15 protein-coding genes are annotated in these 21,401 nt (G+C 60.3%); 10 read left to right on the plus strand and 5 right to left on the minus strand.

Features of this window, described 5'->3' with window-relative positions:
- Positions 1 to 47 precede the first annotated feature (47 nt).
- Both HU811_RS10360 and HU811_RS10365 read right to left on the minus strand, forming a co-directional pair.
- Complete coding sequence (locus HU811_RS10360) at positions 48 to 809, minus strand: slipin family protein (RefSeq protein WP_092456017.1); 762 nt, start codon at positions 807 to 809, stop codon at positions 48 to 50.
- A gap of 1 nt (position 810) precedes the next feature.
- Positions 811 to 1,335 (minus strand): NfeD family protein, encoded by a 525-nt coding sequence (locus tag HU811_RS10365; RefSeq protein ID WP_186655664.1) that lies wholly within the window; start codon positions 1,333 to 1,335, stop codon positions 811 to 813.
- 145 nt (positions 1,336 to 1,480) lie between these two features.
- Here HU811_RS10365 and HU811_RS10370 point away from each other — a divergent pair, with 145 nt between their 5' ends.
- The 6 genes from HU811_RS10370 to HU811_RS10395 all read left to right on the plus strand — a co-directional run bounded on the left by HU811_RS10370 (position 1,481) and on the right by HU811_RS10395 (position 10,428).
- Positions 1,481 to 1,726, plus strand: coding sequence for a DUF2789 domain-containing protein (locus HU811_RS10370; RefSeq protein WP_092401954.1), 246 nt, complete (start codon positions 1,481 to 1,483; stop codon positions 1,724 to 1,726).
- Between the two features lie 210 nt (positions 1,727 to 1,936).
- Positions 1,937 to 2,518 carry an alpha/beta hydrolase gene (locus HU811_RS10375; RefSeq protein WP_092401957.1) on the plus strand — a complete coding sequence of 194 codons (582 nt, stop codon included), beginning with the start codon at positions 1,937 to 1,939 and terminating at the stop codon, positions 2,516 to 2,518.
- 57 nt (positions 2,519 to 2,575) lie between these two features.
- The gene (locus HU811_RS10380) at positions 2,576 to 3,502 is read left to right on the plus strand and encodes a sigma 54-interacting transcriptional regulator (protein WP_186655667.1); all 927 of its coding nucleotides are present in this window, start codon (positions 2,576 to 2,578) and stop codon (positions 3,500 to 3,502) included.
- 258 nt (positions 3,503 to 3,760) lie between these two features.
- A complete protein-coding gene (locus tag HU811_RS10385; RefSeq protein WP_186655669.1) occupies positions 3,761 to 4,702 on the plus strand; it encodes a hypothetical protein in 942 nt (313 codons plus the stop codon).
- A 223-nt stretch (positions 4,703 to 4,925) separates the two neighbouring features.
- Positions 4,926 to 9,467 carry an RHS repeat domain-containing protein gene (locus HU811_RS10390; RefSeq protein ID WP_225248414.1) on the plus strand — a complete coding sequence of 1,514 codons (4,542 nt, stop codon included), beginning with the start codon at positions 4,926 to 4,928 and terminating at the stop codon, positions 9,465 to 9,467.
- 178 nt (positions 9,468 to 9,645) lie between these two features.
- Positions 9,646 to 10,428, plus strand: a complete 783-nt coding sequence (locus HU811_RS10395; RefSeq protein ID WP_186655673.1) for a MetQ/NlpA family ABC transporter substrate-binding protein — start codon at positions 9,646 to 9,648, stop codon at positions 10,426 to 10,428.
- A 327-nt stretch (positions 10,429 to 10,755) separates the two neighbouring features.
- Here HU811_RS10395 and HU811_RS10400 read toward each other — a convergent pair whose 3' ends face one another.
- Positions 10,756 to 11,916 (minus strand): AAA family ATPase, encoded by a 1,161-nt coding sequence (locus tag HU811_RS10400; protein WP_186655674.1) that lies wholly within the window; start codon positions 11,914 to 11,916, stop codon positions 10,756 to 10,758.
- 255 nt (positions 11,917 to 12,171) lie between these two features.
- Here HU811_RS10400 and HU811_RS10405 point away from each other — a divergent pair, with 255 nt between their 5' ends.
- Genes HU811_RS10405 through HU811_RS10415 form a run of 3 tightly spaced genes read left to right on the plus strand, consistent with a single transcriptional unit; the run spans position 12,172 to position 17,380 of the window.
- Complete coding sequence (locus tag HU811_RS10405; protein WP_092401972.1) at positions 12,172 to 13,275, plus strand: efflux RND transporter periplasmic adaptor subunit; 1,104 nt, start codon at positions 12,172 to 12,174, stop codon at positions 13,273 to 13,275.
- Positions 13,272 to 14,336 carry an efflux RND transporter periplasmic adaptor subunit gene (locus HU811_RS10410; protein ID WP_186655676.1) on the plus strand — a complete coding sequence of 355 codons (1,065 nt, stop codon included), beginning with the start codon at positions 13,272 to 13,274 and terminating at the stop codon, positions 14,334 to 14,336. Before HU811_RS10405 ends, HU811_RS10410 begins: the two co-directional genes overlap by 4 nt.
- Positions 14,333 to 17,380 (plus strand): efflux RND transporter permease subunit, encoded by a 3,048-nt coding sequence (locus HU811_RS10415; protein WP_186655678.1) that lies wholly within the window; start codon positions 14,333 to 14,335, stop codon positions 17,378 to 17,380. The genes HU811_RS10410 and HU811_RS10415 overlap by 4 nt, the downstream gene beginning before the upstream one ends.
- Positions 17,381 to 17,528: 148 nt before the next feature.
- Here HU811_RS10415 and HU811_RS10420 read toward each other — a convergent pair whose 3' ends face one another.
- Entirely contained in the window at positions 17,529 to 19,748 is a 2,220-nt protein-coding gene (locus HU811_RS10420) for a heavy metal translocating P-type ATPase (protein ID WP_186655679.1), read from the minus strand.
- Positions 19,749 to 19,834: 86 nt separating this feature from the next.
- Here HU811_RS10420 and cadR point away from each other — a divergent pair, with 86 nt between their 5' ends.
- Positions 19,835 to 20,281 (plus strand): Cd(II)/Pb(II)-responsive transcriptional regulator, encoded by a 447-nt coding sequence (gene cadR / locus HU811_RS10425; RefSeq protein ID WP_092401985.1) that lies wholly within the window; start codon positions 19,835 to 19,837, stop codon positions 20,279 to 20,281.
- Positions 20,282 to 20,422: 141 nt separating this feature from the next.
- On the opposite strand, the gene HU811_RS10430 is transcribed toward cadR, so the two are convergent.
- Positions 20,423 to 21,394: a thymidylate synthase gene (locus tag HU811_RS10430; RefSeq protein ID WP_092455981.1), complete on the minus strand. Its 972-nt coding sequence runs from the start codon at positions 21,392 to 21,394 to the stop codon at positions 20,423 to 20,425.
- Between the last annotated feature and the right edge of the window lie 7 nt (positions 21,395 to 21,401).

The raw sequence follows: 21,401 nt of genomic DNA on the forward strand, positions 1-21,401 counted from the left end.
GACGATCTTTTGATCTTTCGCTTGAGATTCCACGCCCAGCGCATGGATCAAGCCTTGTTCGGCGACAGCTCCGCCATCCCCTTGAGCAACTCAATCGGCAGCGGAAAAACGATGGTGGAAGTCTTGTCCCCGGCAATGGAACCCAGCGTCTGCATGTAGCGCAGTTGCATGGCGCCAGGCTGGCGACCGAGCATTTCGGCGGCTTGCATGAGTTTTTCCGAGGCTTGCAACTCGCCTTCAGCGTGGATCACCTTGGCCCGTCGTTCCCGCTCGGCTTCGGCTTGCCGGGCGATGGCGCGGATCATCGATTCATTGAGGTCCACGTGCTTGATCTCGACGTTTGCCACTTTGATACCCCAGGCGTCGGTCTGGGCGTCCAGCACTTGCTGGATGTCGCTGTTCAATTGCTCGCGCTCGGCCAGTAATTGGTCCAGGTCATGTTTGCCGAGGACGGCGCGCAATGTGGTCTGGGCCAGTTGGCTGGTCGCCATGAGGAAGTTTTCGACCTGGATGATCGCCTTCTGTGGATCGAGAACGCGAAAGTACAACACCGCGTTGACCTTCACCGAGACGTTGTCGCGGGTGATCACGTCCTGCGACGGTACATCAAGGACAATCGTGCGCAAGTCGACGCGGATCATCTGCTGCACCACAGGAATCAGCAGGATCAGCCCCGGCCCTTTGACTTGCCAGAACCGGCCGAGCTGGAAAACTACTCCGCGTTCGTACTCGCGCAGGATCCGGAATGTCGAGGCTGCCAACGCTATCAACAGCAACAACAGCATCGTGAAACCGATTTGCATACCCATCTCAGGCTCCTTGTGAATCAGCGGCGGCCACTTCCAGTAGCAAACCCTTGCGTGCAATGACCCGCACGGCCTGGCCAGGCCGCAGCGGCATTGCGCTTGTCACCTGCCAGCGTTCGCCCTCCAGCTGGACCCAGCCCTGATGATTGTTACCAGCCTGCAATGCGGTTACCGCCGTGACGCTGCCCAGTATCGTGGCATCGCCGCTGACGGGTTGGCGCGGTCGGGTTTTCAATGCGCGGACCAGCAGGACCGCGAGCAGCAAAGCACTGACCAGGCTTAAGCCGATCATCAGCGGAACAGGCACATCGGCGTCGGTCAGGATGATTGCGCCGATGACACACAAGATAATGCCGCCCAGCCCGACAACACCGTAGTTGGGCAAGACCGCTTCGGCGATCAGCAAGGCCACGCCGAAGGCAATCAGCCAAAAACCCAACGGATTGGCGGCCAGCAGCGCGAGACCATCGGCTGCGAACGCCGGCCCGCTGATGGCCAGCAATGCGGCCATCAAGCAGCGAATGTTCACTGGACCTCCGCAACGCATTCGTCGAGACGTTACCCAGAGTCTAGTCGAGTCAACGGTTGACTGAATTTTGATCAGTCCGACGGTCATCAAGAGGCTAGACTGCGGGGAATAACCCAGCCATCCGACCTATGCTCAGGAGTCCCGCATGGAATCCCCGATCCACAGCCTGCCCGCGCTGTTCAAACAATTGGGCCTGTCTGATGACCCCATTGATATCGACAAATTCATCACGACCCATTCACCCCTCAAGCCTGAACTGCACTTGGCTGACGCGTTTTTCTGGAGCACAAGCCAGCAGCAGTTACTGCGTGAAGAAATCCTCGAGGACGCGGACTGGGCGGAAGTGGTGGACCAGTTGAATGTGTTGCTGCGCAAGGGTCGCGACGAGTGACACGTCAGCAGAACCTGTAAGAGCGGGCTTGCTCGCGCATGCGTCGTATCAGCCAGCATCACCGACAACTGGCCTAGCGCTTCGCGAGCAAGCCCCCCACAGCGAAAGGTATTTATTCTTTATTGTTATTAATAAATATCCTCTTATTCCTTAAGTAATGTGGCTCGCCTCCCTATACTCGCCTGCAACAGACACGCAGGAGAGCCACCCATGCGCAACGAATCGATTCGCTACCTGATGGTGCCGGGCTGGCAAGGATCGCCGCAAAACCACTGGCAAACCCATTGGCAGAACAGCCTGCCCAATAGCGCCAGGGTGGAACAGGCTGACTGGTTGACCCCCCGCCGTGAAGACTGGGTTGCGGCGCTGGCCCAAGCCATTGCCGCCGACAACAGGCCGGTGATCCTCATTGCCCATAGCCTGGGTTGCATCACGGTGGCTCATTGGGCGGCCACCGCGCCTCTGCAACTGCTGCGACGGGTGCGCGGGGCATTGCTGGTGGCGCCCGCGGATGTCGAGCGCCCGACCTGCGCGCCGGCGCTGCGCAATTTCGCGCCGATTCCCCGCGAGCTGTTGCCGTTCCCAAGCCAAGTGGTCAGTTCCGATAACGACGAGGCGGTGAGTGCGTCGCGGGCTCTGGAGCTGGCGCATCATTGGGGAGCCGAGGCCGGGATCCTGGCCGGGGCCGGACATATCAATGTGAGGTCCGGCCACCAACGTTGGGAGCAGGGCTTCGCCTATCTCTATCGTCTGCAAAACCGCATGGAGCACCACGCCCTGCGTCGCGCCTGAATCACCCTTTGTCAGTGCCCTCGCGTCTTGCCGGCGGTGCAGGGCGGGAGTCCTAGCATGAGTTCACATGAACATTTTGGTCAGTCGTTGCTGACCTTTCCCGATGCGGAAAAAAGCCCCTTGAGTATCCGCGCCAAGGCGCTGGTGTTTGTTGACCCACGTTCGCGGCAGTTGCGCCAGGAACTGGAAGCATTGGCACCGCGCTCGGTCTCGGTGCTGATTCGCGGTGAAACCGGCACCGGTAAGGAACTGCTGGCCCGTCACATCCATCGCGAGAGCAGTCGTGGTGGTTTGTTCGTGTCGGTCAATTGCGGCGCCATCAGCCCGACCTATGCCGATGCCGAATTGTTCGGTTATGCCGCCGGCAGCCACAGTGGTTCAGCCAGTAGCCGGGCCGGGTGGTTCGGCTCGGCCAATGGCGGCACGCTGTATCTGGATGAGATTGGCGACCTGCCGTTGCCGATCCAGGTCAAATTGCTGGCTGCCCTGGAGAACCACGAAGTCATCCGCGTCGGCGCCCACCAGCCCAGCCCCGTGGACGTGCGATTGGTGGCGGCCACCAGCATCGATCTCGCGCAGGCGGTGGCCGCCGGGAAATTTCATGAGCGGTTGTATCACTACCTGGGTGAGGGCCGGCTCGAGTTGCCGCCCTTGCGCGAAAGGGTGGGCGATATCCTGTCCCTGGCCGAATACTTCCTGGGCATCTACAGCCAGCGCCTTGGCCTGGCCGTGCCGCTGATCAGCGAAGCGGCACAGCGTGCACTTGAACAGCACAGTTGGCCTGGCAATACCCGAGAGTTGGAGAACATCATTCATTTTGCGTTGCTGGTGAGCACCAGCGATCAAATATTGCCGGAACATCTCAATTTACCGGCGGATCAACCGGCACCCGCAACGGTGATTGAGCGAATGGTTCTTGAATGGATCAGGCAAGGTGACCGGCAACAACTTGAGCGATTAAAGACATGGATCGCTGGGGCCTGATTCCTGCGTTAATAATGTTACTGAATCATTTAAAAGCCGATGATCGATACATTGTCGGCATTGTTATCGCGCGAATCCCGTAATTAAGCGATATTTGGTTGTGCGCCCAGTTATAAGTTGTCATTCAAATAATTTGTCTGGGTTTTGATCTTGATTAGTGGCGCCGTGGTGATGGTTAATTAAATGGCGCAAGCAATGTGGTGGCCGAATTGGAAGTCTGCCACTCATCAATCAAGTAACGGACTAAGGATTTGGAAAATGGAACGTAATAATAATGAACCTGGCGTGGCGACATGGTCTGACCTGAAGAGCTTTAAAATTTTTTCAGTCTCGGGCGGCAATCAGTTATACCGCAACGGTTATCAGCAATTGAAGGTTAAAGTGGTTGTCGAGGCCGAAGACTGGCTCTGGGGCAGTGTCGCCATAAGCCAGTCCGAGCTGGACTCCATTGTTCTGGTTGATGCATTGACCGGATTGGCATTGACCAAAGACCGGTACCGCGGCCCCACCAATGACTGGAGGTACACCGAGGAGGCCAACCGTTTTCGTCAGCTTCCTCCTAATGGGCCCATCAAAGGCTCGGTGCCGCCGGGTGAATTTGTTTACACCAAAGATTTTTATGTCACGACCAGCTCCGATACACCGATAGATTTACAGGTGTGCATTACGCGAGCCGATGGCAAAAAGTTTCTATCTTCCAAGGCCAGCGAGTTAGGCTCTCTGGTATTGGTTCCACTGGCGCCCGCTGTCTACCGAAGTGAGCAGTACTCTGTTCGCGCCATCCCCGCCTACTATTCCAGCCAATCGCCTGATATCGCGAAGGTCGAGGCTTTTGTCCTGGAGTTGATCATTGACCAGCAGCGGATCGATTTTGTGACGGACTTCTATATGGGGACGCATCTTCAGATAGGAAGCTCGGACAACCGATACTCGGGTTATTACGTGGTGGGCTATGGCGCTGGCCGCGCAATACGAACGTCAGCGTATTTGAGTTGGGAGCGGCCGGATGCGGTAGGAAAGAATTTAAGCGAAAAGGGCGCGGTTGCATTCGTTCTGGCATTCGGGAAAAAGGGTGGGCCGGTGTGGGTCCGAGATCATAGAAACAGCGCTGCACTGGAAATGCGTGATGTATTTGGAAATCTCCATCAGCTGCGCGTCGGGATAACTGAAGCGACGTTGGCGGTCTGGGTCGCCCGGTAAATAAAAAACCATTTTCAAGGAAGAATAGATGAGTCGCTCATTTTCATTCAAAGAGCAGTTAACTTCGGCTGCCTTTAAGTTTGATAGTTTCATCCGTTCGGGTGTTGATCCTCGTACCGGCAGTTATAGTTGCAGCGTGGCGCTGGATGCAGCGCCCACTGACGCAGCCGACGGGCCGAAGGTACCGCTTACCCTTTCATATGATTCTTTCGATAATCAAAACATGGGTTTAGGCACCGGCTGGTCCCTGCGCACCTGCAGCTATGAGCAAAGCCGACGCAAGCTGACGCTGTCGAATGGCGTGACCTATCAGCTTCTGGTCAGCGAAGGTCAGGCCACTTTCAGGGATAAAAAGCTCGATAACCTGAACGTTACGGTGCAAGGCGATGAACTTGTCATTGAGCACATCGATGGGCGGACCGAAATACTCTCGCGCCCCTCTGCAACGGCTGACGAGTGGCTGCTGACGCATGCGTATTGCCCCAATGGCAAGCAAACGCGTTATGCCTACAGGCTCATCTCCGGACAGCGACGGCTGACGGAGGTTTATCACCAACACCACCGCCTGTTGAGTATCGACTACGCCCAGAACGGAGGAAGGCCACCGACCATTACCTTGTGGCCGGATATGCCTTCAAAGAGACTCCAATACCGGTTCGCGCTCAACAATGAACTACTCCAGCGCATCATTCTGGTCACGGCCGAAAATAATGAGTTGATGTGGTCTTTTGATTATCGGCGCATCAATGATTTTCTGCTGATGACCGAAGTCAGCCAGCCAAGCGGAGCCCGGCAGACACTCCGGTACCAGGCCGAGGGTCATAGGCTCCCCGCCGGGGCACCGGTGCCTTACCTGCCTGTTGTGTCTCAATCCATCATGGCGCCTGGCGGGGGCCAACCAGCGATCATTACCCGGTATGAATATTCCGTCAGCAACTTTCTAGGGCATGGTGCGGGGGTACGCTGGTCTGCCGAGCGTGATGTGCTGTATGACGTCAGTGGCAACTACCAATACTCCAGCACTCAGGTTCAAATGGTCGCGGGTACAAACGGTCCGCGTGAGTCTTCCCGAGTCATACGCACCTACAATCGCTTCCACTCGATGATTTCCCAGAGGACGATCAGTGGCAGCAAGATGCAGTTGCGGGAAATCGAATACTACGATGTGCCCAATCGGGCTTTCAGGGATCAGCCTCCGCAGTTCCAGATGCAGCGTGTCGTGCGCGACAGCTTCTTCGATACTCGCGCAACTCGCGTAAAAAGTCGGGTCGAGACCACCCATACCTCTTATGACGAACATGGCAATCTGCTGGAAAAAACCAGCCCGGGTGGTGTACGGGAAGTCTATGAGTATTTTCCGGCTCAAGGGAGCGCGGATTGCCCCGCCAGCCCCATAGGCGTGCCTTGTTTTCTGAAGCAGAAGTCGATTATCGCCTCGGCCGAGTTCGCCACCGCGCCGACCACCGTGGTTCGCTATACCTACAGCGAATTGCCTTCGCTGCTCGCGGGCCAGCGCTGTGTCCGGCTCGCCAGCGAGACACTCTGCGAGGAGGGGGTCGCCGAGCCCCGTGTGACGTGTCGATTGAAGTACGTGAACAACGTCAAGGACGCCTTTCATGGACGGCTGCAAAGCAAGGTCGAAACCGTGGGGGGCGTGCGCCGTAATCATCATTATGCGTACCGGCGTGAAGACGATAACGTTCGCACCGACCAGACCTTCCGCGCCGAAGGGCTGAGCCACTTGAGGCAGGAGTGGCATGACGTGTGCGGGTGGCTGGTCAAGACCGGCGAGTGCGGGGGCAATACCGTCAGCCTGGAATACGACTCATTGGGGCAACTGACCCGTGAAACGGTGATGCCTGACACGGGCCGCTCAGCGTCGCGTCAGTTCACCTATCAGGTGAGTGACGCCTCCAATGATGGTTTGGTCAGCGTCACCGTCAAGGATGCTCGCGGCGCCCTGACCGTGACCCGCAGCGATGGACTGGGTCGTACCGTGAAGGTCGAGAAGCAGGACGTCGACATGCCCGGCGCGCCCCTGCGGGTGATCTACGAAGCCCGATATGACGGCCTCGGACGTCTGCAGTCGGATGAACAGACCGACTGGTTCGACGGCGAGCCGAAAACCCTGGAAACCCACTACGAATATGACGAGTGGGGGCATCAGAACCGCACCATCCGCCGCGGGCATGAGGTCGCTCATGACGAAATCGATCCTGTGGCGCGCACGCGTACGGAGTGGAAGGAGGGCGGCGGCAAGACTCGGACATTCATCAACGCCCTGGAGAAACCATCGCGGGTCGAGCGTGTGGACCGTTCCGGCGTTGTGCGAGAGATAACCCTCTACGAATACGATGGTCTGGGACGGTGCATCCAGCAAACAGCCGCCGACGGTGCGGTGACCTGCTACACCTACGATCTGGCCGGCCGTGTGCTGAATACCACATTGCCCGACGCTACCTTGGTCGAGAAGAAATACGCCGCCCAGAGCCAGGGAGACTATCCCACTCAGATCAGTGTCAATGGCTATGTCCTGGGAACTCGTACCTACGACGGGCTGATGCGCATTACCACTAACCAGGCGGGTGGTCGTACCGAGCGGATGGTGTACGAGGGTTCCAGCAGGAACGCTGCGCAAAAGAGCACCGCTGCTGGAAAAACCTTGCAGTTCATCCTTGATCCGTTGCTCGAGGATGGCGTCACCAGCCGCTCCGGCAGCCAGGCGTCCGTCGCTGCCAGCCATCGATTCGACCCTCACACAGGGTTGCTCCAAGAGTCGGCCAACGCGCTGGTGCAACGGCGCATGGAGTACGGCCCTTCCGGCCGTCTCAGCCGGGAGTCGTGGGTGACGGCGCTCGACCGCTTCGACAGTGGGCAAACCTATTCGCTGATGGGCAAGCCGATTGGCTACACGGACGTCAGTGGCACGGTTCGCACCTGCGTTTATGATCAGACGGGACGCCTGACGGGCATCACCCAAGGTCCTGCCGCCATCCCCGCTCAGGAGCGCATCACGGCTACGTACTCGTACGATGCCCAGGAGCAGGTCAAGCGCATCACCGTCAGCGATCCTCGATCGGGCCTTTCGTTGGTCACCGATCTGGACTACGACGACTTTGGTCGCGAAATCCTTCGGCGTTCCTCCCAGGGAAATGACGTTGTCGAGGTGGCCCAGTCGTTCGGCCCGGGTGACAGGCTCAGCCAGCGTACGCTCAAGTCCAACGGGGTCTTGCGTGACGAGACGTTTGCCTATGACCTGCGGGGGCGGTTGACGCGTTACGCCTGTCAAGGCCAGCAGGCGCCAGTGGACGCCCAGGGTAAAGTTATCCTCTCGCAGGACTTTACCTATGACGGTCTGGATAACATCCGCCAGGTCGTCACGCATTTCGCAGGCGGCGTGAACACGGCAACGTATCGATATGACCTGGCGGATAAAACGCAACTGAGCGGCGTCAGCCACAGTCATCCCGACTATGCATCCGCCCAGTCGACTTTCCGCTACGACGACGACGGCAATCTGCTCAACGATGCCTATGGGCGTCAGTTGATCTACGACGAACTGGGGCGCCTGGAGAGTGTGGCTTCGGCTGACGCCAGGTCGATATTGGCGCGTTATCGGTACGATGCCTCTGACCGGCTTCATGCCGTTGAACGGGCAGGGCAGAAGCCGTGTCGGCGCTTCTACCGTGCCGAGCAGTTGTGCAGCGAAGTCACCGGGGAAGATAGCCGCAGCCTCCTGCACGAAGAGCGGCAGTTGCTGGCGTTGTCCCACGGCCAGGAGACGGTGCTATTCAGAACCGACGGCTGCGGTAACGTCTTGCAGGCACTGTCCGGCGGCGACAGCCCGCAGCATGCCTATTCGCCTTATGGGCAACGCGCGGCGGCAGACGGATTGGGCAGTCTGTTCGGTCTCGGCGGCGAGCCGCAGGATCCAGTGACCGGCTGCTATCTGCTGGGCAACGGCTATCGGGCCTACGATCCGGTACTGATGCGATTTCACCGGCCAGACAGCTGGAGCCCTTTCGATGGCGGTGGTCTCAATCCCTATGCCTATTGTCTCGGCGACCCGATCAATCTGAGTGATCCCACCGGCCATATCTCGACCTGGGGCTGGATCAAGATTGGCATTACCGCTGCTTTCGCCATCGCATCCGTTGCGTTCACCCTGGCGACCCTGGGCGCCTCCGCCCCCCTGGTAGGCATCTCGTTTTCGGCCGCAACGGCGTTGACGCTGGAGGTGGTGTCGGGTGCGGCATCGATCGCATCCATCGTGCTGGAAGAGGCGGCTCCGGACGCTGTCGCCACCCAGGTGCTGAGCTACGCCAGCCTGGCCTTGGGCGCCGTGTCCGGCGGGGCCTCCCTGACAGGAAAACTGCTGGGCAGAGGGACATCAGTCGCCCTGCGCAATACGGTCGAGTCGCTCGGTGACGCCGTGACGCTGGGCCGCAGCAACGCCATGCGCGGGACACGCATCGGTGGCTACGCCAAGGCTGCGAGTCCTTTGGTCCGAGGCGGCGGACGACGCAACCTCATTGCTGTGCAAAATGATCTGCGAGATGTGCTGACTGCCAAGGATGTGGTCAGCTATGCCCACTACCCGATCAAGGGCGCCATCTACACCGTCGATAGGGACAAGTACATTGAAAAGGCCCAAGCGTTTCTGGGACTGACGGGGGAAAGCCCCAGTAGCCCTCAACGGGGCGAGGCACCTGAGGATATCTACGGTGATATCCGGGAGCGAAGCTCGGATATCCGATTCGCATGAAGGGTGTCCTCAAGGTTTCTCACATATAAATAATCGTTATATATGGCTCGTAAAAAAATATTGTTGAGGTATAAAAAATATCGGTATCTTCCGTACCACGCCAGCGATAGCACTTCGCTGGCACTTCCATTTTTAGACCGTGGTCCATGACGACGGTGATCTTCGATAAGGACACTGCATGAAAAAGGTTCTGTTATTCACCGCTTTGGCAGCAGCCCTGACCACGGGGCTGGCCCAGGCGGCGGAGAAACTGGTCGTGGCGGCCACCCCGGTGCCCCACGCTGAAATCCTTGAGCTGATCAAGCCGGCCCTGGCCAAAGAAGGCGTGGACCTGCAAATCAAGGTGTTCACCGACTACGTTCAACCCAACGTACAGGTGGATCAGAAGCGTCTGGACGCCAACTATTTCCAGACCCTGCCGTACCTCAAGAGCTTCAACGAAGGCAAAGGCACTGATCTTGTGACCGTGATCGGCGTGCATGTGGAACCGTTCGGTGGTTACTCGAAGAAAGTCAAAAGCCTGGCCGAACTCAAGGACGGCGCGACCATCGCCATTCCCAACGAAGGCAGCAACAGTGGTCGTGCCCTGATCCTGTTGCAGAAGGCTGGTCTGATCGAGCTCAAGGACCCGAAAAACGCCCTGGCGACCCCCAAGGACATCGCCAAGAACCCGAAGAACTTCAAGTTCAAGGAGCTGGAGTCGGCCATGCTGCCGCGTGTGCTGGATCAGGTCGACCTGGACATGATCAACACCAACTACGCCTTGGAAGCGGGTCTTAACCCGGCCAAGGATGCGCTGGTCATCGAAGGTTCAGATTCGCCGTATGTCAACTTCCTGGTGGCCCGCCCGGACAACAAGGACAGCCCGGCCATGCAGAAACTGGCCAAGGCCCTGACCAGCCCGGAAGTGAAGGCATTCATCGAGAAGAAATACAGCGGCGCGGTACTGCCGGCGTTCTGATCGACAGCAAGGATTTGAAGTTTCAACGCCGACGGCTTTGCCAGCGTCGGCGTTTTTTTTGTGCCGACGCTCAGAACCCGCCGTCATCGACGCAGCTATGCAGGCGGTTTTTTCAATGCGCGGCGCAGGGCCACGAGCAGTTTGACGATGTCGCGTGGGTCGAGGTGTTGCGGGGTTTTCACGTCAGCCATGGTGATCTTCCTTGTGATGGGGCCAGACAGTCTGGCCATAAGCTGCGGTTCCTTGGAGAGGCCCGTCGAGAAATAGACCTGTCCTACAGCCAGTGGAAAAATAGCCTTCTTACTTGACCCCTGCAAATACCGTCGATCAATCCGGCCAGCTCCATGCCGGCGCATCCAGTATTCCCTGTCCAACGATTCCGGTCTGGCCCAGATCTTTCTCCAGCACGATGCAATTGCAGTCGCCGTCCTGCTGCAAGGCGGTGATCAAGCGCCGGGCGTGGGAAACCACCCAGACCTGGCAATTCTCTGAGGCCCGGATGATCAACCGCGCCAGGGCCGGCAACAGGTCCGGGTGCAGGCTGGTTTCCGGTTCGTTGAGCACCAACAGCGAGGGAGGGCGTGGAGTGAGCAGTGCGGCTATCAGCAGCAAATAGCGCAGGGTCCCGTCTGACAGTTCGGCGGCCGACAGCGGGCGCAGCAAGCCATGCTGGTGAAACTCGATGCCAAAACGCCCGCCTTGCAGTTTCTCGATATGCAGCCGGGCACCGGGGAATGCGTCGCTGATGGACGAATGCAGGGCTTGATCGTCGCCGATTTCCAGAATGGTTTGCAGGGCCGCGGCCAGGTCACGTCCGTCGTGGTGCAGCACCGGCGTGCGGGTGCCCAGTTGCGGCTGGCGCGCCGGGGCGTCGGCGTCGCTGCGAAAGTGATCGTAGAAGCGCCAGCGACGAATGAACTCGCGCATCTGTAGCACCTCCGGTGAGGTGCGCAGGCTGCCGACCTGATCGAACAAACTGTCAAAGGTGGGGGTGTGCTGAGCCAGGACGTCCCATGCGCGGCCATCCCGGGCACGGATCATGGGCCCGTTGCGATCCACCAGCAGGCTGGCGGGACGAAACACCGGGCCGGCCCAGATGCATTCGCGCTTGATTTCAGGGTCCAGCGAAAACGCGGACAAACTCGGTTCCGGCAGGCCGAGGGAAATCGAATAGCTGAAATCTTCCCCGGCAAAACCCAGGCGCAGACGTTTCGTGCTGAGCCGCACCGTAGCTCCGATGGGTACCTCGCCGTTGCGCATGCGCCGGCTGATCACTTCCGGGCCGGCCCAGAAGGTCGAGTCCAGCCCGCCTTCACGGGCCAGCGCGTTGACCACGCCACCCTGGGCCGTCTCCGCCAACAGGCGCAGGGCGCGATACAGATTGGATTTACCACTGCCGTTGGGGCCGGTGATCAGGTTCAGCCGGCCCAGGGGGATCACCAGTTTGTTGATCGAGCGGTAATTGGCCACCGCCAGTGTCTTGAGCATGGGCAAATTTTTCCTGCTGCCTGGAGGTGTAGGAGCTGTCGAGCGGAGCGAGGCTGCGATCTTTTGACCTTCGGCTTGAAACTCAACCGGCATCAAGGACAGATCGCAGCCTCGCTTCGCTCCTCAGCGCCTACAGGGAAAGCGTCAGTCTGCCTGATTGGCGCATCCATTGTGATCCTGTGCATCCGTTGAACCCTGTTCTAAGCTCACAGTCGTATCGTCACTGGTACGTCCGTACAACGCAAAGGAGTCTGCATGGCTGGTCCTCGAAGCAAAGTTTTGGTTGGCCTTGGCTTGTGTGCGTTGTTGGCCGGATGCGGTGATGAAACGCCCGAGGAAAAGGCCCTGCCGCGGGTTTTCGTGCAGGCAGCCGTGCCCACTGAATACGCGGCGTCGGTGACCCTCACCGGTGACGTCCAGGCTCGGGTACAGACCGATCTGTCGTTCCGCGTGGCCGGCAAGATCGTCGAGCGCAAGGTGGATGTCGGTGACCGGGTTTCGGCGCGACAGGTGCTCGCCCGGCTCGACCCCCAGGATCTGCAGACGCGTGTCGACTCCGCCCAGGCTCAGGTGGCCGCCGAACAGGCGCGGGTCAAGCAGAGTGCGGCGGCGTTCGTGCGCCAGCAAAAACTCTTGCCCAAGGGTTATACCAGCCAGAGCGAATATGACACGGCCCAGGCGCAACTGCGCAGCAGTCAAAGTGCGCTGACCGCTGCCCAGGCCCAGTTGGCCAACGCCCGCGAACAACTGAGCTATACCGCACTGGTCGCCGAGGCCCCGGGCATCATCACGGCACGGCAGGCGGAGGTCGGCCAGGTGGTACAGGCCACGGAACCGATTTTCAGCCTGGCTCAGGACGGGGAGCGCGACGCCGTGTTCAATATCTACGAGTCACTGTTGCGCGAACCACCCTCGGACCCCGCCATCGTCATTAGCCTGCTGGACAACCCGGCCATCAAGACCACCGGTACGGTGCGCGAGATCACCCCGGCGGTTTCCGCCGAAACCGGCACCGTACAGGTCAAGGTGACCCTCGACGATCTACCCGAAGGCATGCGCCTGGGGTCGGTGGTCAGTGCCACCGCCAAGTCTGCCGGCAAGACCGCCGTGGAACTGCCCTGGTCGGCGCTGACCAAGAACCTTCACGATCCGGCGGTGTGGCTGGTGGACGATGCAGGCAAGGCGCAGTTGCACAATGTCACCGTCGGCCGGTATCTCACCGGTAAGGTCATCATCAGCGACGGGCTCAAGGGGGGTGAGACAGTGGTCATCGCGGGTGGGCAATTGCTGCATCCCGGCGTGCGCGTAGAGATCGCTGAAAATACCCATGAGAAGTCCCCGACGGGAGTCCAGCCATGAAGCGTTTATGGATGGTCTCGTCCGCCTTGCTGCTGGCAGCGTGCTCGAAGGAAGAGCCGCCACCTGAGCCGGTGCGCCCGGTGTTGTCCATCGAGGTTCGCGCGCTCGACCAGCAAGCCCTTGGGCGCTTCGCGGGCAGTATCCAGGCCCGTTACGAGAGCAATGTGGGGTTCCGCGTGCCGGGACGGATCGCCAGCCGCAACGTCGATGTCGGCGCTGAAGTGAAGAAGGGTGACCTGCTCGCCACTCTCGACCCCACCGACCAACAGAACCAGTTGCGCGCCGCCCAGGGCGACCTGGCGCGGATCGAGGCGCAGTACATCAATGCCCAGGCTAATGCCCGTCGCCAGCAGCAGTTATTCGACCGAGGTGTCGGCGCCCAGGCGCAACTGGACATTGCCCAGACCGACCTGAAAACCACCGCCGCTTCCCTGGAACAGGCCCGTGCCTCGGTGGAACAGGCGCGCGACCAGCTCAACTACAGCCAGTTGCACAGCGACCACGATGCAGTCGTCACGGCCTGGAATGCCGAGGCCGGGCAGGTGGTCACGGCCGGCCAGCAAGTGGTGACCCTGGCTCGCCCGGACATCAAGGAGGCGGTGATCGACCTGCCGGCCGGCCTGGCGGAGCGTCTGCCCGCCGATGTTGTGTTCGAGGTTGCCGGCGAACTGGACCCGAGCATCCGCACGACCGCCACCGTGCGCGAGATCGAACCCCAGGCCCAAAGTGCGACCCGCACGCGCCGCGCACGCCTGACCCTGGGCGACACACCGCCAGGCTTTCGCCTGGGCACGGCCATCAGCGTGACCCTGAGCTCAACCATCGAGCCGCGCATAGAGCTGCCGCTCAGTGCCTTGCAAGAGGTCGATGGCACCACGCGGATCTGGCTTGTCGATCCGCAGAGTCAGACCGTTTCCCCCCGTGAGGTGAGGATTCTCAGCCGCTCCACCGACTCGGTGCTGGTGGCCAATGGCATCAAGCCCGGCGACCGTGTGGTCAGCGCCGGTGTGAACAGCCTCCAGCCGGGGCAGAAAGTGAAACTCGACGAGGACGCACGATGAAAGGGCCTTTCAACTTATCCGAATGGGCCCTGCGGCATCAGTCGTTTGTCTGGTACTTAATGTTCGTCGCCCTGTTGATGGGGGTGTTTTCGTACATGAACTTGGGGCGCGAAGAAGACCCCTCGTTCACCATCAAGACCATGGTCATCCAGACCCGTTGGCCCGGCGCGACCCAGGAGGAAACCCTCAAGCAGGTCACCGACCGCATCGAGAAAAAACTCGAAGAGCTCGACTCCCTCGACTATGTCAAAAGCTACACCCGGCCAGGGGAGTCGACGGTGTTCGTGTACCTGCGCGATACCACCGGCGCCGAGGAAATCCCCGAAATCTGGTACCAGGTTCGCAAGAAAATCGACGACATCCGTGGTGACTTCCCCCAAGGCCTGCAGGGCCCGGGATTCAACGATGAATTCGGCGATGTGTACGGGTCGGTCTATGCCTTCACCGGCGACGGACTTTCGATGCGTCAGTTGCGCGATTATGTGGAGCAAGTGCGTGCCGAGATCCGTGAGGTACCCGGTCTGGGCAAAGTCGAGATGGTGGGCGAGCAGGATGAAGTCCTGTACCTGAATTTTTCGACCCGCAAGCTCGCCGCGCTGGGCATTGATCAGCGCCAGGTGGTGCAGAGCCTGCAATCGCAGAACGCTGTGACCCCCGCCGGGGTGATCGACGCCGGGCCGGAGCGGATTTCCGTACGCACCTCCGGGCAGTTCCAGTCGGAAAAGGACCTGGCCAACGTCAATCTGCGGCTCAATGATCGTTTTTATCGACTGGCCGACATCGCTGACATCCGTCGCGGTTATGTCGACCCCGCGACCCCGATGTTTCGCTTCAATGGCACGCCGGCCATTGGCCTGGCCATTGCGATGAAGAAGGGCGGCAACATCCAGGAATTCGGCAAGGCACTGCACGCGCGCATGAGCGAACTGACCGCCGATCTGCCAGTGGGCGTCGACGTGCATACCGTGTCGGACCAGGCGGAAGTGGTGGAGGAAGCGGTCGGCGGTTTCACCAGCGCGTTGTTCGAGGCGGTGATTATCGTGTTGGTGGTCAGCTTTATCAGCCTTGGCTTTCGGGCCGGACTGGTGGTGGCCTGCTCGATTCCGCTGGTATTGGCGATGGTCTTTGTGTTCATGGAATACAGCGGCATTACCATGCAGCGGATTTCCCTCGGTGCGCTGATCATCGCCCTCGGCCTGCTGGTGGACGACGCGATGATCACCGTGGAAATGATGGTCACGCGCCTGGAGAAAGGTGAAACCAAGGAGCAGGCCGCGACCTTCGCCTACACCTCAACAGCGTTCCCGATGCTCACCGGGACGCTTGTGACCGTGGCCGGGTTCGTGCCGATCGGCCTGAACGCCAGCTCCGCCGGCGAGTACACCTTTACCCTGTTTGCGGTGATTGCCGTGGCAATGTTGGTGTCCTGGATCGTCGCGGTGCTGTTCGCGCCGGTGATCGGCGTGCATATCCTCAGCACCAATGTGAAGCCCCACAGCGCCGAGCCGGGGCGGATCGGTCGAGCGTTCAATGGCGGCTTGCTGTGGGCGATGCGCAATCGCTGGTGGGCCATCGGCATCACCGTGCTGCTGTTTGTGTTGGCGGTGTTTTGCATGCGTTTTGTGCAGAACCAGTTCTTCCCGTCTTCGGACCGCCCGGAAATCCTGGTGGACCTGAACCTGCCGCAAAACGCTTCGATGGACGAGACCCGCAAGGCGGTCGATCGCCTGGAGGCGACGCTCAAGGGCGACCCGGACATCGAGCGCTGGAGCACCTACATCGGTGAGGGCGCGATTCGTTTCTACCTGCCGCTGGACCAGCAGTTGCAGAATCCGTACTACGCGCAGCTGGTGATCGTCAGCAAGGGCCTGGAGTCGCGCACGGCCCTCACCGAACGCCTGCAAAAGCGTCTGCGCGAGGACTTCGTCGGCATTGGCAGCTATGTGCAAGCCCTGGAAATGGGCCCGCCGGTAGGGCGGCCGATCCAGTACCGGGTCAGCGGCAAGGACATCGACCAGGTGCGCAAGCACGCCATCGAACTTGCCAGCGAACTGGACAAGAACAGCCACATCGGCGAAATCATTTATGACTGGAACGAGCCGGGCAAAGTGCTGCGTATCGACATTGCCCAAGACCGGGCACGGCAACTGGGATTGTCTTCGGAAGACGTGGCCAGGCTGATGAACAGCATCGTCAGCGGTTCGCCGGTGACCCAAGTCAACGACGACATATACCTGATCAACGTGGTCGGTCGTGCCGAAGACGCCGAGCGCGGTTCGCCGGAGACCCTGCAGAACTTGCAGATCGTCACGCCGAGCGGCACCTCCATTCCGCTGCTGGCGTTCGCCACAGTGCGCTATGAACTGGAACAACCCCTGGTGTGGCGTCGCGACCGCAAACCCACCATTACTATCAAGGCCGCGGTGCGCGATGAAATCCAGCCCACCGATCTGGTGAAGCAACTGCAACCGGCCATCGATAAATTCGCTGCCGGCCTGCCGGCGGGCTACAAGGTCGCCACCGGGGGCACGGTGGAAGAAAGCAGCAAAGCCCAAGGGCCGATCGCCAGCGTCGTGCCGCTGATGCTGTTTTTGATGGCGACCTTCCTGATGATCCAGCTGCACAGCGTGCAGAAAATGTTCCTGGTGGCCAGCGTCGCGCCCCTGGGGTTGATCGGCGTGGTGCTGGCGCTGGTGCCGACGGGCACGCCCATGGGCTTTGTGGCGATTCTTGGGATACTTGCGCTGATCGGCATCATCATCCGCAACTCGGTGATCCTGGTGACCCAGATCGATGAGTATGAACGTGACGGGTACGAGCCTTGGGACGCGGTGGTGCAAGCCACCGAACACCGGCGTCGGCCGATCCTGCTCACCGCGGCCGCCGCGAGCCTGGGGATGATCCCGATTGCTCGGGAAGTGTTCTGGGGGCCGATGGCCTACGCGATGATTGGCGGGATCATCATCGCCACCCTGCTGACGTTGTTGTTCCTGCCGGCGCTGTATGTGGCCTGGTACAAGATTCGCGAGCCCAAGCGCGACTGATCGTGCGGGCCTAAGGCATAAGGGCTGCTGTGCTGCCCATCGCGAGCAGGCTCGCTCCCACATTGGATCTCGGCTGTACGCAACACGTGTGGCCGCTGAGATCTACTGTGGGAGCGAGCCTGCTCGCGATGCGGGCGCCTGGTCCCCTCTATTTACGCAACAACCGCAACCCATTGAACACCACCAGCAAGCTCACCCCCATGTCGGCAAACACTGCCATCCACATGGTGGCAACCCCGGCAAAGGTGAATCCCAGAAAGATCGCCTTGATGACCAGCGCCAAAGCGATGTTCTGTTTCAGGATGCTCGAAGTCTGTCGCGACAGGCGGATGAACGCCGGAATCTTGCGCAAGTCATCGTCCATCAGGGCAACATCGGCGGTCTCGATGGCGGTGTCGGTGCCCGCCGCCGCCATGGCGAAGCCGATCTCCGAGCGGGCCAGGGCAGGGGCGTCGTTGATGCCGTCACCCACCATGCCGACCCGATGACCCAAGGCATACAGGTCTTCGATCGCTTGCAGCTTGTCGCCCGGCAACAGATCGCCTCGGGCCTGATCGATGCCCACCTGCGCGGCAATCGCCTCGGCGGTATGGGCGTTGTCGCCGGTGAGCATCAAGGTCTTGATGCCCAGTTCATGCAGCTGCTCGATGGCTTCGCGGCTGGAGTCCTTCACCGTGTCGGCGACGGCAAACAGCGCCAGGGGGCCTGAGTGGTCGAGCAACAGCACCACGGACTTGCCTTGTTTTTCCAGGGCGAAAAGTTTCTCTTCCAGCTCGGGGGAGCACAGGCCTAGGTCCTCCACTAACCGGTGATTGCCCAAGTGATAAGTCTGGCCGTTGATATCGCCGCGCACACCACGCCCCGGCAGCGCTGCGAAGTTATCCACAGCATGCGGCGCCAACTGGTTATCCACAGCTGCGTTGGCGATCGCGTGAGAGACCGGATGGTCGGAACGGGCGGCAAGACTGGCGGCCAAAGCGGGGGCGGCCGCTTCCACCGTCGGGTCGAGTGGGAGGTAGTCGGTCTGCACCGGCTTGCCATGGGTGATCGTGCCGGTCTTGTCCAGGGCTAGATAGTCGAGCTTGTGGCCGCCCTCCAGATACACGCCGCCCTTGATCAGAATGCCTTTGCGCGCCGCTGCGGCGAGGCCGCTGACAATGGTCACCGGGGTGGAAATCACCAGCGCACATGGGCAGGCCACCACCAGTAACACCAGTGCCCGGTAGATCCAGTCGAACCAGGTCGCCCCCATGAACAGCGGCGGGATGATTGCCACCGCCAGGGCGAGGGCAAACACCGCAGGGGTGTAGATTTTCGAGAACTGATCGACGAAGCGCTGGGTCGGGGCGCGGGAGCCCTGGGCCTGCTCCACGGCGTGGATGATCCGCGCCAGGGTGGAGTGGTCGGCTGCGGCGGTCACGGTGTATTCCAGTTCACCGGCCTGGTTGATGGTGCCGGCGAAGACCTTGTCGCCCACGGTTTTTTCCACCGGCAGGCTCTCGCCGGTAATGGGCGCCTGGTCGATGGTGGAGCGACCGGCGACGACGTCCCCGTCCAGACCCACCCGTTCGCCTGGGCGAACCCGCACCCGTGCGCCGAGGTTGATGGCCTTGACCGCTTGCACCTGCCAGCTGCCATCGGCCTGCTGCACAGTGGCCTGTTCCGGGGCCATTTGCATCAGGCCGCTGATGGCGTTGCGCGCCCGGTCCAGGGACTTGGCCTCGATCAGTTCAGCCACCGTGAACAGGAACATCACCATCGCCGCTTCCGGCCATTGGCCGATCAGCACCGCACCGGTCACCGCGATGCTCATTAGTGCGTTGATGTTCAGGTTGCGGTTTTTCAGGGCGATCCAGCCCTTTTTGTATGTGCCGAGACCGCCGCTGAGGATTGACACCAACGCCATTAGCGCGACCACCCACTCCGGCGCCGAGTTGGTGAAATGGATCACTTCGGCACCCAGGGCGGTCACACCCGACAGCGCCAGCGGCCACCAGGGCTTGGCCTGGGCGGGCAATTCGCTGGTTTCTTTTACCTGGCCAGGGGCCAACGGCTCGGCCTGCATGCCCAGGGACTGGATCGCATCAATGATCGGCGAGTCGTTGGGCAAGTCGTGAGTCACGCCCAGCACGCGGTTGATCAGGTTGAATTCCAGTTGGTGTACACCTTCAAGTTTGCCGAGCTTGTTCTGGATCAGCGTCTGTTCGGTGGGGCAGTCCATGGCCTGGATGCGAAAACTGCTCAGCCGAGCGCCGTCCGTCGGGGCCTTGCCGAGCTTGACTACCGACGGTGCCGCTTTCGCAGAGCAGCAGGAATGCCCGTGGTCATGGCCGTGGTCGGGCTTGTGGGTGTGAATGGAATCGCTCATCGGGTTACGTCCGTGAAAAGTGCCTGTTGCACAGTAAAGACCCTGTAGCCACTATAGGGTCAAGCATCTGTTTTGGAGGCAACGCCATGAAGATCGGCGAACTGGCAAAAATCACCGACTGCCAGGTCGAAACCATTCGCTACTACGAGCGCGAAGGCTTGCTGCCGGAGCCGGCCCGCAGCGATGGCAATTATCGTGTCTACACCCAAGCTCATGCCGAGCGGCTGACGTTCATCCGTAACTGCCGCACCCTGGACATGACCCTGGAAGAAATCCGCAGCCTCCTGACCCTGCGTGACAGCCCCCAGGACCAGTGCGAAAACGTCAACGCGCTGATCGACGAACACATCCACCACGTCAAGGCGCGCATCGACGGTCTGCTGGCCTTGCAGACACAACTGATCGACCTGCGCCATCGTTGTGGTGAAGGGCCGGACCTGGATCAATGCGGGATCTTGCAGCGCTTGGAAGTGAGTGGAGCGGTGGTGCCGGAGGTGGAGCCTTCACATGTGGGGCGTAGTCACGGGCATTGAGAGCCCCTGCCTCGATCTTGAAATACATGCAAACCAATGTGGGAGCGAGCCTGCTCGCGATAGCGGCCTATCATTCAACGTCAATGTTGAATGTAATGACGCCATCGCGAGCAGGCTCGCTCCCACAGGGATAATGGCGGCTCAGACCGCCATCGGCGCGGTCATCGGCGCGTGGTGCTGGTAGCCCTCGAGGGAGAAGTCGCTCGGCTCCACCAGTTCCAGCCACTCCGGCTGGTACACACCGGTCTTGGCGAACTCCGGCACGCGCTCGGAAATCACCAGTTTGGGCATCGGGAACGGCTCGCGGGTGAGCTGTTCGTTGAGCATGTCCAGGTGGTTTTCGTAGACGTGGGCGTCGCCGATGAAATAGGTGAACCAGCGTGGCGTGTAGCCGGTCAGGCGACCGATCAGGCTCAGCAGCGCGGCGCCTTCGGTGAGGTTGAACGGCGTGCCCAGGCCCAGGTCGTTGGAGCGGATGTAGAGGGTCAGGGAAATTTCCTTGGTCTCGACATTCGGGTGGAATTGGTAGAGCAAATGGCAGGGCGGAAGGGCCATTTCATCGAGCTGGGCGCAGTTCCAGCCGTGGAACAGGATCCGCCGGCTGCCCGGGTCCTTGATGATGGTGTCCACGCACTGGCGCACCTGGTCGATGGCTTTGTACAGCACCACGTAGGCCTGACCGTTTTCTTCGCCCTCGGCGATCTGCCGGTATCCCTGAGCCAGGGTTTGCTCGATGGCTGCCGGGTTGCTCACAGGGATCTGCTTGTAGGCCGGCCACTTGCGCCATTGCACGCCGTAGATCTCGCCCAGATCGTCTTCGCCCTGGCGAAACGGGTTGGCCAGCCATTGGGCGTTTTCGTTGGCGTTCTGATCCCAGACCTTGCAGCCCAAGGCACGGAATTGGGCGGCGTTGTTCACGCCACGCAGGAAACCGCACATCTCGCCGATGGCCGACTTGAAGGCCATCTTGCGCGTGGTGATGGCCGGGAAGCCGTCCTTCAAGTCATAGCGCAACATGGCGCCGGGAAAGCTGATGGTGTTCACACCCGTGCGGTTGGCTTGCTTGGTGCCGTTCTTGATGACGTGGGCCACCAGATCGAGATATTGCTTCATGGGTTAC

Origin of the sequence: Pseudomonas tehranensis, from assembly GCF_014268615.1 — a bacterium.
Taxonomy (GTDB): Bacteria; Pseudomonadota; Gammaproteobacteria; order Pseudomonadales; family Pseudomonadaceae; genus Aquipseudomonas; species Aquipseudomonas tehranensis.